This window comes from Agrobacterium sp. 22-3639C2 (genome assembly GCF_053522105.1).
The window spans coordinates 148,538-162,177 of the sequence record NZ_JBNWDB010000001.1 but is presented as its reverse complement, the minus strand read 5'-3'; the positions used below and the strand labels follow the sequence as shown (position 1 = coordinate 162,177).

The window sequence follows — 13,640 nt, the reverse complement described above, 5'->3', positions numbered from 1 at the left end:
TTATATCGAGAGAGGACGGATTTACCCGCCAAATTTCCCGCTACGCGGAAAGCCCTTCGGTACGGTGCGGCCAACGGTGGCGCGGTCTGCCAGCCATTCGCGCAATTCCTCACCGACCTTGGTGAAGAGGCGCCCGGCCGTGTCGGACCAGCTCAAGCCGTCTGCGAGCGCGAAACATTTCACATCAACCACGCCGCCGTCCTTGTAGCGTTGCAGGCGCACGCCCTTGCCGCGTGACATTTCCGGCACCTGCGACAGCGGGAAGGCCAGAAGCTTGCGGTTTTCGCCAACGACGGCGACATGGTCGCCAGTAACAGGTACGGCGAGCTTGGCTTCGTCAGGCATGGCGACATTCATGATCTGCTTGCCCTTGCGGGTATTTGCGACCATTTCGCTTTCGGCCACGATGAAGCCGTTGCCGCCAGTCGAGACGAGCAGAAGCTTGCGCGACGGATCGTGAACGAAGGCCGTCAGGATGTCCTGATCGTTCTCCATATCGACCATGATGCGGATCGGCTCGCCATGGCCGCGACCGCCCGGCAGCTTGTCTGCGCCGAGCGTGTAGGCCTTGCCGCCGGTGGTCAACAGCAGCAACTTGTCGGTCGTCTGCGCCGGGAAGGCGAGCTTCGGGCCATCGCCCTCCTTGAAGGTGAGAGCCGACGTATCGGACATATGCCCCTTCAGCGCCCTGATCCACCCCTTCTGCGAGATGACGATGGTGACCGGTTCCTTTTCGATCATCGCCTGCTGGATGGCCTCGATGTCGGCATCCGGCGCATCCGCAAACTGCGTGCGGCGACGGCCGATCTCGGTTGCCTTGGCATATTTCTTTTTGACCTCGCCGATTTCCCAGGCGACGGTCTGCCATTGCTTTTCATCGGAGGCGAGCAGACCCTCGATTTCAGCCTTCTCGCTGCTGAGTTCGTCGAACTCCTTGCGGATTTCGAATTCCTCAAGCTTGCGCAGATTGCGCAGACGCATGTTGAGGATGGCTTCGGCCTGATTATCGGTGAGCGACCACTTGGCCATCATCACCTGTTTCGGCTCGTCCTCCTCGCGGATAATACGGATCACCTCATCGAGATTGAGATAGGCGACCAGCAGGCCGCCCAGAATCTCGAGCCTGCGATCGATGGCCGCGAGACGATGGCGGGAACGGCGGACCAGCACGTCCTTGCGGTGTGCCAGCCATTCGCTCAGCACCTCGTTCAGCGCCATGACCTTCGGCACCCTGCCAAGCGACAGTACGTTCATGTTGAGCGGCAGGCGGCTTTCAAGGTCGGACAGACGGAACAGCGATTCCATCAGCAGCGTCGCGTCGACAGTGCGGTTTTTCGGAACCAGCACGATACGCACGTCTTCGGCCGATTCGTCGCGGACATCCTCAAGCAGCGGCAGTTTGCGGGCAAGCAGCAGCTCGGCGATCTTTTCGATCAGCCGCGATTTCTGCACCTGGAACGGGATTTCGGTGATGACTATCTGATAGCCGCCACGTCCGAGGTCTTCCGTTTCCCATTTGGCGCGCACGCGGAAACCACCGCGCCCGGTCTTATAGGCTTCGAGAATATTCTCGCGGCTTTCGATGATCACGCCGCCGGTCGGCAGGTCGGGGCCGGGAATGAATTCCACCAGCTTTTCAACCGTCGCATCCGGATGCTTGATGAGATGCAGAGCTGCGTCGCACAGTTCATGGGCGTTGTGCGGCGGGATGGACGTCGCCATGCCGACGGCGATGCCGGAGGCACCGTTGGCAAGCAGATTGGGGAACGCGCCCGGCAGGACGACCGGCTCCTCGTCTTCCTCATTATAGGTAGCGCGGAAGTCAACCGCGTCCTCGCCGATGCCTTCGAGCAGCAGCGCTGCCACATCGGTCATGCGTGCTTCGGTATAACGATAGGCGGCGGCGCCGTCGCCATCGATATTGCCGAAATTGCCCTGCCCGTCCACGATCGGATAACGCTGCGAGAAATCCTGCGCGAGACGGACCAGCGCATCGTAGACCGACTGGTCGCCATGCGGATGGAACTTACCGATAACGTCACCGACGATACGGGCGCATTTCTTGAAAGCCGAGTTGGGGCGGATGCCCATTTCGCTCATGGCGTGGATGATGCGGCGGTGAACCGGCTTCAGTCCATCGCGTACATCCGGCAGCGCACGATGCATGATCGTGGACAAGGCGTAAGCGAGGTAGCGCTCTTCAAGCGCCGCCTTCAAATCGACCGGATGAATGTTATCGTCTCCGCCTGACGGAGGTACAAGATTTTTTCCCATGGTGCTTGACTAGCCGAAATGCCGATTCCCGGCAAGGAATTCGGGGGTCTCGGCTGTGGACGAAACGACGCCTTTTGTGAGGATTTTTATTAACTGCGTTGCGAATGCCGCAATGCCGCCGTCATACGAATCGATCTAAATCCTGTAGACCTTTGAATAATCGCGAATATAAATGTCACCATTCACATTTAGAACACGGTGCACATCCGCACATTGAGGGAAGAAACACTATGAGACTGAAATCCACCCGGCAGATTCTTTTCGCAAGTGCCGCGCTTCTCGCGCTTTCCGCACCGGCATTCGCACTGGATGGCAACGACGTTCTGAAAAAGATCAATGCCGCCTACGCCGCGCAGGGCGGTGAAATTGCCGCCGGATCCGTCGCCGTCAACGGCGACACGGTGACGCTGAACGGCGTGACCTTCAATGCGGCTGCCGATCCGGCCAAAAAAATTCCGGTCGGCAACGTCACCCTTGAAGGCGTCGAGGAAAACAACGGCGGCTACAAGATCAAGAACGCGCGCTTCGACAATGTCGATTACAAGCAGGAAAACGTGGAGATCAAGGCTAACGACATCTACATGTCAGGTCTCACCATCCCTGCCGATGCGACGACGGGCACGATTGACGCGCTGATGTTCTACGACGAGGCGCATAGCGGTCCGATTTCCGTCTCCATCGACGGCAAGCAGGCTTTCTCGCTCGAGGAAAGCAGCGCAACGATGTCTGTCAGCGACGACAAGGCCTCGATCGGCTTCGATCTCGACGCATCCGGCTTCAAAGCCGATCTCAGTGAAGTCAACGATCCGGCCACGAAGGACGCAATTGAAAAGCTCAATCTGCAGGCCCTTTCCGGCAACATGACCATGAGCGGAAGCTGGGAAGTTGCCTCCGGCACCGTAGACGTCGAGGAATATGCCATCGACCTCGACAAGGTCGGCCGTCTCAACATGTCGTTCGGTTTCTCCGGTTACACACTCGCCTTCATCAAATCGATGCAGGAGACGGTGAAGGCGCAGGCTGCAAATCCGAACAAGGAACAGGCGGAACAGGCAGCGGGCCTTGCCATGCTCGGCCTGATGCAGCAGCTTTCCTTCGTTAATGCCGAAATCAGCTTCGAAGATGCCAGCATCACCAAGCGCGCCATCGACTACGCTGCAAGCCAGCAGGGTATGACCAGCGATCAGCTTTCCCAGACCATCAAGGGCATGGCGCCCATCATGATGGCTTCGCTCAACGTTCCGGAATTGCAGAACATGGTGTCGGCTGCGATCAACGCCTATATCGACAATCCGAAGAGCTTCTCCATCTCGGCCGAACCGGAAAAGCCGGTTCCCTTCCCGATGATCATGGGCGCCGCAATGGGCGCGCCGAACACCCTGCCGACAATGCTCGGCGTCACGGTGACGGCAAACGAATAGCACAACAAAAAGCCCCGGTTACGCCGGGGCTTTTTACTTCTGGTCAGTGGAGTGGGGCTGTCGCTCCATCCTGCTTGTCGTGCAGGGCGAAACGGTCGATCATATGGGCGCTCGCTTCGTTGACGCCGATCACCTCGACCGTCTTGCCGGTCTTGCGGAATTTCAGCACGACCTTGTCCAGCGCACCGACAGCCGAAATGTCCCACAGATGCGCCTGTGTGACGTCGATGGTGACCGTTTCCACGTCTTCGGCAAAATCGAAGGCGGCAATGAAGCTTTCCGTCGAGGCGAAGAAAATCTGCCCATCGACGCGGTAGATGCGGTGCCGACCATCCGCGACAAGCTCTGGACGAACGTGGAAGAGTTTTGAAACCTTCCCCGCGAAAAACACGCCTGAGAGAAGCACGCCTGCGAGCACGCCTTTTGCGAGATCATGGGTCGCCAGCACGGTCCCGACCGTTACCAGCATGACGATGCTGGAAGACGGTGGATTGCGGCTGAGATCGAGAATCGAACGCCACGAGAAGGTGCCGATCGAAACCATGATCATGACAGCCACAAGAGCGGCCATTGGAATGATGCGGACAAGATCATCCAACACCAGAATGAGGAACAGCAGGAAGGCGCCCGCCACAAAGGTGGAGAGCCTGCCCCTGCCGCCGGATCTGACGTTGATGACCGACTGGCCGATCATGGCGCAGCCGCCCATCCCGCCGATCAGCGCGGAGGCGATGTTGCCTGTCCCCTGCCCGATGCATTCCCGGCTCTTGTTGCTGCCGGTATCTGTCATGTCGTCAACGATCTGTGCCGTCAGCAGGGATTCCAGGAGACCGACGGCAGCCAGCGCTGCGGAATACGGAAAGATGATCTGCAGCGTTTCGAAAGTCAGCGGCACCTGTGGCAGGGCGAAGACCGGCAGCGTCGAGGGCAGCTCGCCGAGATTGCCGACGGTGCGGATATCCATGCCGAAAAACACCGCCACGCAGGTCAAAACGACGATGGCGACCAGCGGCGACGGGATGATTTTCGTGACCAGCGGGAAGAGATAGATGATCGCAAGACCAGCCGCGATCATGACGTAGGTTGCGACAGGCACGCCTATCAACTCGGGCAATTGCGCCATGAAGATCAGGATCGCCAGCGCATTGACGAAGCCGGTCATGACCGAGCGCGAGACGAAGCGCATCACCCGCCCGAGCCTTGCAAAGCCCGCAGCGATCTGCAGCACACCCATGAGGATGGTCGCCGCAAAGAGATATTGCAGGCCGTGTTCCTTCACCAGCGTCACCATCAGGACGGCTGTGGCGGCGGTTGCCGCGGAAATCATGCCCGGACGGCCACCGGTGAAGGCGCAGACGCAGGCAATGGCGAAAGAAGCGAACAACCCCACCTTCGGATCGACGCCGGCGATGACGGAAAAGCCGATTGCTTCGGGAATGAGCGCGAGTGCGACGACGATGCCGGAAAGCACATCGCCGCGAATATTGGAAAACCACTCACGTCTGTAAGTCTGAAATCTGTTCATTTGATTTTTTCGCAAAGTATGACGCACCGGCCGGAAACGTGTCCGGTAGATTGAAAAAGAATGTCGGTGCTTTGCGTTGTCTGGCGGATCGGCGGCCAGAAGAGCCACCCGGAATTTCACCGGGTCCGTGGTGAATGCTCCACCTATAGACGGCAAAAAAGCGGGCAGCAAGTTGTCTGCCCGCCTTTCGATGCTGGCGATGCGCCTTACGAGGCTTCGCTGCGACCAATATTGGTGTTGTGCTGGGTTGGGCCGGTTCCCGACCAGTCGACCCTGCGGGTTGCGAACATGGTGGCAGCAATGGCGATGAAAGATATCAACGCGCCGGCCAGCAGCGCATATTCATCCTCATTCAGAACCAGATACATGACCCCATAAGCCACCGCCAGAACCGTGAACAGGGCTACCCCGTTCTTGCGGCTACGGGTTGCGCTTCCGAGATAGGAAGAGATCAGGAGCGCGGTCAGAAGCGACGCCGCAGCGTAGGCGATGGTGAAGCCCGTATGTTCCGCAAGTGCGAGCAGCAGCACGTAGAAAACGATCAGCGCCAGCCCCGTCAGCACGTACTGGATCCAGTGCACGCTGCTGCCGCCCCTCAGTTCGACGATGAAGACGGCCAGGAACACCAGAGAGATGAAGCCTATCGAATATTTGAGTGTCCGGGCGATGATCTGGTAGAATTTCACGGGCTCGACGAGGTTGATCCTCATCAGGCTGTCGGTCAGCGGCAGGCGCGAACTCTCGACCACGCGGTCTATGCCCCTTGCGAGATAGGGGATTGTCCAGTTGGCCGTGAAATCCGAGGCTGTGACGGTCTTTTCCTCCGGCAGGAACAGGCCTTCAAAGCCGGGATGCGGCCAGTTGGCCTTGGCCGCCAAACTGGTGGTCTGGCCGGCGGGCGCGACGGCAAAGCTGCCGGAACCATTCAGGGAGAAGGCTATATCGAAATCGAAGCCTTTCTCGACAAGGCCTCTTTCGATCGATCTGTGCACGCCGGCATCGGACCTGATGGACATGTCCTGCGCGCCCGTGCGGGGCGCTATGACAGAGATATCACGCATGCCGGGATCGAACGGCAATACGGAACCGCCATCGATCCTGACACCGGCGCTCGAGCGAATGCCGGTCATATCCTGTATGCTGAGAACGAGAATGGCGCTGTCGAGGCGGGGCGTGCCGGAGAAGCGGGCGAGATCCTGAAGGATGCCGGCACCGAACCGGCCTTTGAGGACAAGGTCGCCATTATAGACCGGCAGGCTGTAGATCGACAGCCGCTTCTCCTCGGTCTTCAGATCGGCCGTGACATCAAGCGTTTCCGGCATGACCAGCGCCCATTCGGTCGTGCGATCGACGATGCTCTGGCCGTTCACCTCGCGGCGTCTTTCCACGTCGAAAGGCACGGCGAGATAAGGGCCGTTCACCACCTGATCGCCACCCCAGCCGCTGGCGATACGGCCCGAAACATCCTCGGCCCGCGAGGCGCGCTCTTCCGTCAGCGCCCAGACGAGAAGCAGCGGTACGAGCAGAACCATCGATATGAAACCGATCATCAGAAACTTGGCGCCCGGTGAGCGCAGGCTGACGCCGAAGCCGTTGCGAGGCGGGGCTGGCGGCATCTGCCCACCGGCCGGGGCGAGGTCTTTTTCCGATACATGTGCCATTCTGAAATCCTTATAAATATGATCGCGCCGCAACCCCAAGCGAAGTTCGGCCGGCGCTGTCCCAAGTTTAAAATCCCCGATAGTCTTTGCGTCCCCAAAATGAGCGCAAAACTATACTGGGATCGGATTCCGGCTGATTACGTTCGGAATTCCGTTAAACTCGCGGTAAAATTGTGACTTTCCCACGTTCGTTGCAGAAACAGAAAGGGCCGGCGTCGCCGCCAGCCCTTTTGTTCAAAACCCGTGGCGGTTGAGATCAGTCCTTCTTGGACGGAACCACGCGCAGCGCCAGCTCGCGAAGCTGGGTCGGCGTTGCCGGGGACGGCGCGTTCATCAGCAGGTCCTGCGCCTGCTGGTTCATCGGGAACAGCGTGATTTCGCGCAGGTTCTTCGCACCAACCAGAAGCATGACCACGCGGTCGATACCGAAGGCGCAACCGCCATGCGGAGGCGCACCGTACTGGAAGGCGCGGTAGAGACCGCCGAAGCGCTCTTCCACGTCGCTCTGCGACAGGCCGACCTTTTCAAAAGCCTTGACCATCAGCTCGGGCGACTGGTTACGGATAGAGCCGGAGGCGATTTCGAAGCCGTTGCAGACCGCGTCATACTGGAAAGCCTTGATGGAGAGCGGATCCTGCCCTTCCAGCGCTTCCATGCCACCCTGCGGCATGGAGAATGGGTTGTGGGCGAAATCGATCTTCTTTTCTTCGTCGTTGTATTCGAAGAAGGGGAAATCGACGATCCAGCACATTTCGAAACGGTCGCGGTCAATCAGGTTCAGCTCGTCGGCGGCACGGGTGCGCGCCTCGCCGGCAAACTTGTAGAACTTGGCGGGATCGCCCGCGACGAAGAAGCAGGCGTCGCCCGCCTCAAGGCCGAGCTGCTGGCGCAGCGCCTCGGTGCGTTCCTCGCCGATGTTCTTGGCAAGCGGACCGGAGCCGGCAACCTTGCCTTCTTCTTCCTTCCAGAAGATGTAGCCGAGGCCCGGCTGGCCCTGGCTCTGCGCCCAGGCGTTCATGCGATCGCAGAATGCACGCGAACCACCGGTCTTGGCCGGGATAGCCCAGACCTGCACCTTGGGGTTGGAGGCGATCATGTTGGCGAAAACCTTGAAGCCCGAGCCATCGAAATGTTCGGTCACGGCTTCCATGACAATCGGGTTGCGCAGGTCCGGCTTGTCGGAGCCGTATTTACGGATCGATTCGTCATAGGGAATGCGCGGCCATTCTTTCGTCACCGGCTTGCCTTCGGCAAACTGTTCGAAAACGGCCGTCATCATCGGCTCCATCGTGGTCCAGACGTCTTCCTGGGTCACGAAGCTCATTTCGACGTCGAGCTGGTAGAATTCGCCCGGCAGACGGTCTGCACGCGGGTCTTCATCGCGGAAGCATGGAGCGATCTGGAAGTAGCGGTCGAAACCGGCCACCATCAGAAGCTGCTTGTACTGCTGCGGGGCCTGCGGCAGCGCGAAGAACTGGCCTTCGTGGATGCGCGAGGGAACGAGGAAGTCGCGCGCGCCTTCCGGCGAGGATGCGGTGAGGATCGGCGTCGTATATTCGGCAAAGCCCAGATCGCCCATACCCTTGCGCATGGAGGAGATGATCTGCGTGCGCTTGACGATGTTCTTGTGCAGGGTTTCGCGGCGCAGGTCGAGGAAGCGATACTTCAGGCGAACATCTTCGGGATATTCAGGCTCACCGAAGACGGGCAGCGGCAGTTCCTTAGCAACGCCCAGAACCTCGATCTCCTGCGCATAAAGCTCGATCTCGCCAGTGGCCATGCCCTTGTTGATGGTGTCCTCGGACCGCGCCTTGACGAGACCGTCAATGCGGATCACCCATTCACCGCGCACCGTCTCGGCAACCTTGAAGGCCGGGCTATCGGGGTCGGCCACGACCTGGGTAATGCCGTAGTGGTCGCGAAGGTCGATGAAGAGAACGCCGCCATGATCTCGCACGCGATGAACCCAACCGGAAAGGCGAACGGTTTCGCCGACGTCGGACTTGCGGAGAGCGGCACAGGTGTGGCTGCGGTAACGATGCATTTTAATATCCTGGAGCGTGTCGTGGGCCAGATGGGCGGCACTGTCGAAATTTGCCGGAAAAGCGCATGACCAGCCCGATTTGTCAAGGCAAAGCACAACAATGTCGCGTTCAGCCTGTCCTTTCGCGCACCTTCGCTTTAGATAGTGCTTATTCAGCCCGCCAAACCGAGTCGGCCCGCAATGAGCCAGATCAGACCTCTTATCCCGCTTCTCGTCACCGCCGGCATTCTGATTGGCGGCAACGGTCTGCAGGGAACCTATATCGCGCTGCGGGGCCTGTCCGAAGGGTTTTCGGCCAGCACCATCGGCCTCATCAGCGCCGCCTACAGTATCGGATTCGCGCTCGGCTGCATTTCGGTGACGCGCCTTCTGCGCAAGATTGGCCATATCCGCACCTTCGCCACCATGGCGGCGGTCGCATCGGCCGCCTCGATCGCCATGCCGCTTGTCCTTCATCCCTTGTTCTGGATGTTGATGCGCTTCGTCATCGGTATTGCTGTCGCCTGCCTTTTCGCCGCGATCGAAAGCTGGATCAATGCGCAGGTGACGAATTCCAACCGTGCGCGCACGCTGTCCATCTATCGTTTCGTCGATCTCGGTTCCGTAACGCTCGCCCAATATATCATTCCCGTCGCCGGCATTGACGGGCCCGTGGTGTTTTCGCTGATCGCCATGGCGCTCACGCTGTCGCTGGTGCCGATCTCGATTGCCGACAAATCCAACCCCGCGCCGCCGAAACAGATCCCGTTCAATCTTTTCGCGGTGTGGCGCATCTCACCGCTTGCCGTCGTCGGCTGCGTGGCTGTCGGCCTCAGCATGGCGGCTTTTCGCAACATCGGGCCAATCTATGCCGAACAGATCGGCCTTTCCGTCACCGCCATCGCCACCTTCATGAGTGCGGGCATCATCGGCGGCGTGGTCTTGCAATATCCGCTCGGCGTCTATTCCGACCGTTACGACCGCCGCATCATCATTCTCGCTACCACGGCCTGCTCCGTGATTGTCGGTCTGTTTCTCGCCCTGTTCGCCGGCTCGGACGAATGGAGCAACATCATCGGCGTCTTCGTTTTCGGCGCCTTTGCCCTGCCGCTCTATTCACTGAGTTCCGCCCATGGCAACGACCATGCCAAAGAGGGCGAACATGCGATGGTGTCTGCCGGGCTGCTGTTCTTCTGGTCGGTGGGTGCAACCGTCGGGCCGCTGCTCGCCTCCGTCCTGATCGACCAGTTCGGTCCCAAAGCGCTGTTCAGCTACACGGCCGCGATCCAGATCGTTTTCATCGCCTACACCATATACCGGCTACGGGTGCGCGAGGGAGTACCCGTCGAGGCGCGGAACTGGCGGTTCCGCCCGCTTTTGCGCACCTCGGCCTATTTTCAGAAGCTGGCCGCCCCTGCACCACCCAAAAACGACGGGCCGACGCCAAAACCACCTGAGAAAAACGATCCTTGAGCCTTCAAAAGCGGGCTTTGTATTGACATGCGCCCGGCAAAGGGAAAGTAAGACGGATAATTTTCACGAGTGGCCATTTGCAATGATTGAAACGACTGCCGCCCTCGCCGAAGCCTGCACGGAACTGGCGAAATCGGAATTCATTACCATCGACACCGAGTTTCTGCGTGAGACGACCTTCTGGCCCGAGCTTTGTCTCGTGCAGATGGCGAGCCCTACCCTTGAGGTACTGGTCGACCCGCTCGCCAAGGGCCTCGACCTTACGCCGCTGTTCGAACTCATGGCCAATCCCGATGTCGTGAAGGTTTTCCATGCGGCGCGTCAGGATATCGAAATCATCTATCATCTTGGCGGGCTTATTCCGCACCCGATCTTCGATACGCAGGTCGCGGCCATGGTGTGCGGTTTCGGCGATTCGATCTCTTACGACCAGCTGGTCCAGAGGATCAAGAATGTGCAGATCGACAAATCCTCACGTTTCACAGACTGGAGCCGCCGCCCGCTGACGGAAAAACAGCTGGATTATGCGCTGGCCGACGTCACCCATCTGCGCGATGTCTATCTGGCGCTCAAGGCGCAGCTGGAGCGTGAAGGCCGCTCGCTTTGGCTGACCGAAGAGATGGACATTCTGGAATCGCGCGAAACCTATGACATGCATCCCGACGATGCCTGGCTGCGGTTGAAATCGCGCCTGCGCAAGCCGACTGAACTCGCCATCCTCAAATTTGTAGCAGCATGGCGTGAACGTGAGGCGCGGTCGCGCAACGTGCCGCGCTCACGCGTGCTGAAAGACGATGCGATCTTCGAAATTGCCCAACAGCAGCCGAAGGACACCGAGGCGCTGTCGCGGCTTCGCACCATCCCGAAGGGCTGGGAGCGCTCTTCCTCCGGCACGGCCATCATCGAGACCGTGAATGCGGCGCTGGCACTTCCGAAAGAGGAAATGCCGAAGGCGCCACGTCACAGCCACGCACCGGAAGGCTCCGGCGCTGCCGTGGAGCTGTTGAAAGTTCTCCTGAAGCTGACGGCAGACAAGCACGGCGTCGCAGCAAAGGTCATCGCCAACAGCGAAGATCTGGACAAGATCGCTTCCGAGGGCGAGGCTGCCACCGTGGCAGCGCTGACCGGCTGGCGGCGCGAACTGTTTGGCGATGTGGCGCTGAAGCTCATCAATGGCGAAGTGGCATTGCGTTTCGCCGGCAAGAAGGTCGAGGCGGTTGATGTGGCGGTGAGCGAGGTCTGATCGCCCGCGCCTCGTGCAGTTTTGCGCGTTGTGCGGACGCGAAAGCGCTTCTGCTTTTACCGGACCTGCGCCAACCCAAATTTTGCCCGCATCGCGGTCCATCTCTTTGCAGATGGTCTCGCTTTGAGGGTATTTCCATGAAACCTGCCCGTGCTCTGCTGTTGGCCGCATCTATCGCGGCCGCAGGCATTTTCCCTACTTTTTCATCCACGTCAGCGCGCGCCGATGACGGCAAGGTCGATCTTCAGGGCGACTGGACGACCGATTGCCTTAAGATCGGCAAGAACGATCGTCACGGCATCGTCACGCGCATCACCATACGCGGTGGCCGCATGCATGCTGTCTCACAGATTTACGCCCGCAGCAGCTGCCAGCAGCCCACGGTGCAGGTGCGTTACGAAGGCACGCTGGACGGTGGCCTGAAGGACAACGACAGCCTGCTCTTTGCCCATACCGTCACCTCGATCGCCATGACACCCAACGGCCCCGCGGTTGTCGAGCATTTTAATGGCGACCCGAAGGGTACCGGCTGCGGGTTGACTGGCTGGAAAGAGAATATTCCCTTCGATGTCGATGGCCGGACCTGCGCGGCCATCACCTTTGCCGCCAAGGGAGTAACCCTGTTCGACCGGGCATGGATAGACGGCAACCGGCTGCGTTTTGCCGCCTTCCCCGTCACATGGTCGAACCGCTCGCCGGACGACCGTCCGCAATCCCCGCTTGAAACGGTCTATTACAGAACATCCTATTAAGTAGTAGAGCCGGGTTCACAGCCCTTTTGCGGCAACGGGGCAACAGCCTTTCCAATCCTTCATGTGACCTTACCGAATGGTCACTTTTTGCAGCGCATTTTCCACATTAATGTCGCATATGACCTGAACAGAAGCTTCGCCTGACGGGGGCACGACGCTTCCCTTCCCCGAGATCAAGAACCGACATGAGAAAATTGCTGCCCATTCTGGATTACGTGGTGCTCTTCGTTGCCGTGGCCGGCAGCGGCGTGGCCTACGCGTTTCTGGAATATGGCGGCGGCGCGCTCATTGGCGCCACCTATGCGCTGTTCGCCTGTGCGCCAATCCTCGCCTTCGAGCGTGGTTACGTGCTGCCCGGTCTGTCGCGGCAGGTAAGCGCATTGCCGACACCGGCCTATATTGCCGTCGGCCTCATCATCTACGCCGTCCTCGTCTTCTGTGGCTTCGGGCTTGGCGGTACCATTCTGTGGGTTAGCGGCATATTTCCCGGCACCTGGAAACGGGCGGTGCATGCCGAGGTGCAGACACTGATCTTCACCCTCATCGTCTGCGGCATCATAGTTTTCATCATGCGCGTGCGCGAACTGCTGGGCCGTGACATCTTCATCGATCTCATCCTTGGGCGCTATCGCCGTCCAGTCAGCGAAGACCGCGTCTTCATCTTCATCGACCTCGTCGGCTCCACTTCGTTTGCCGAAACCCATGGCGACCTGAAGGCGCAGGAGTTTCTGGGCGAAATCTTCGCGAGCTACGCAGCCCCCGTCAGAAGACATGGCGGCGTCATTGACGACTACATCGGCGACGCGGCCATCATCACCTGGCCCTATCACATGGCGATAAGACGGGCAGCCTGCGTGCGCTGTGTTTTCGATATCCAGGCGACCATCGAGGACAAGCGCGACATGTGGCTCGCCCGTTTCGGTGAAGTGCCGCGCCTTCGCTTTGCGATTCATGGCGGGCCGGTCATAACAGCCGAAATCGGCGTCGATCACCACAAGATCACCTATTTTGGCGACACGGTGAACACCACTTCGCGGCTCGAATCACTGAGCAAGATGCTCGGCCATCCCGTGCTGATTTCTGCCGATCTCGCCCATCAGCTGGTGCTACCCAAAGGTGTTCGCAGCGAATATCTCGGCGAACATGCTGTCAAGGGACGCGGGCAGACGCTCGGCGTGTGTACGCTCAGCCAATATCAGGCCCCAGCCGCCTGAAAAACCCCTGAAAACAAACGGGTAGCTTCGTTTTCCGAGGCCGCCCGCCATCAA

The 13,640-nt window shown here is 59.4% G+C and carries 9 protein-coding genes and 1 other annotated feature; of the genes, 5 read left to right on the top strand and 4 right to left on the bottom strand.

Annotated elements, in window-relative coordinates; genetic code table 11:
- Nucleotides 1-21 precede the first annotated feature (21 nt).
- The gene (parC, locus tag ACQZ6D_RS00780; protein ID WP_013635880.1) at nucleotides 22-2,274 is read right to left on the bottom strand and encodes a DNA topoisomerase IV subunit A; all 2,253 of its coding nucleotides are present in this window, start codon (nucleotides 2,272-2,274) and stop codon (nucleotides 22-24) included.
- Nucleotides 2,275-2,504: 230 nt separating this feature from the next.
- On the opposite strand from parC, the gene ACQZ6D_RS00775 reads away from it, so the two are divergent.
- Nucleotides 2,505-3,695, top strand: coding sequence for a hypothetical protein (locus ACQZ6D_RS00775; RefSeq protein ID WP_003512485.1), 1,191 nt, complete (start codon nucleotides 2,505-2,507; stop codon nucleotides 3,693-3,695).
- 43 nt (nucleotides 3,696-3,738) lie between these two features.
- On the opposite strand, the gene ACQZ6D_RS00770 is transcribed toward ACQZ6D_RS00775, so the two are convergent.
- The 3 genes from ACQZ6D_RS00770 to aspS all read right to left on the bottom strand — a co-directional run bounded on the left by ACQZ6D_RS00770 (nucleotide 3,739) and on the right by aspS (nucleotide 8,925).
- Nucleotides 3,739-5,220 (bottom strand): SulP family inorganic anion transporter, encoded by a 1,482-nt coding sequence (locus ACQZ6D_RS00770; RefSeq protein ID WP_003512483.1) that lies wholly within the window; start codon nucleotides 5,218-5,220, stop codon nucleotides 3,739-3,741.
- A 74-nt stretch (nucleotides 5,221-5,294) separates the two neighbouring features.
- Nucleotides 5,295-5,350 (bottom strand) — a sequence feature (sul1 is cis-regulatory element that is thought to sense ions involved in sulfur or methionine metabolism; They are found in Alphaproteobacteria).
- 76 nt (nucleotides 5,351-5,426) lie between these two features.
- Nucleotides 5,427-6,881 (bottom strand): cell envelope integrity protein CreD, encoded by a 1,455-nt coding sequence (gene creD / locus ACQZ6D_RS00765; protein WP_065704984.1) that lies wholly within the window; start codon nucleotides 6,879-6,881, stop codon nucleotides 5,427-5,429.
- 256 nt (nucleotides 6,882-7,137) lie between these two features.
- Complete coding sequence (aspS, locus tag ACQZ6D_RS00760; RefSeq protein WP_003512477.1) at nucleotides 7,138-8,925, bottom strand: aspartate--tRNA ligase; 1,788 nt, start codon at nucleotides 8,923-8,925, stop codon at nucleotides 7,138-7,140.
- Between the two features lie 180 nt (nucleotides 8,926-9,105).
- Here aspS and ACQZ6D_RS00755 point away from each other — a divergent pair, with 180 nt between their 5' ends.
- The 4 genes from ACQZ6D_RS00755 (at nucleotide 9,106) to ACQZ6D_RS00740 (ending at nucleotide 13,586) form a co-directional block, all read left to right on the top strand.
- Nucleotides 9,106-10,377: an MFS transporter gene (locus tag ACQZ6D_RS00755; protein WP_065704757.1), complete on the top strand. Its 1,272-nt coding sequence runs from the start codon at nucleotides 9,106-9,108 to the stop codon at nucleotides 10,375-10,377.
- An 82-nt stretch (nucleotides 10,378-10,459) separates the two neighbouring features.
- Nucleotides 10,460-11,620 (top strand): ribonuclease D, encoded by a 1,161-nt coding sequence (gene rnd / locus ACQZ6D_RS00750; RefSeq protein ID WP_448729575.1) that lies wholly within the window; start codon nucleotides 10,460-10,462, stop codon nucleotides 11,618-11,620.
- Between the two features lie 137 nt (nucleotides 11,621-11,757).
- Complete coding sequence (locus ACQZ6D_RS00745) at nucleotides 11,758-12,372, top strand: hypothetical protein (RefSeq protein WP_448729574.1); 615 nt, start codon at nucleotides 11,758-11,760, stop codon at nucleotides 12,370-12,372.
- A 185-nt stretch (nucleotides 12,373-12,557) separates the two neighbouring features.
- Nucleotides 12,558-13,586, top strand: coding sequence for an adenylate/guanylate cyclase domain-containing protein (locus ACQZ6D_RS00740; protein ID WP_003512469.1), 1,029 nt, complete (start codon nucleotides 12,558-12,560; stop codon nucleotides 13,584-13,586).
- The last annotated feature ends 54 nt before the right edge of the window (nucleotides 13,587-13,640 follow it).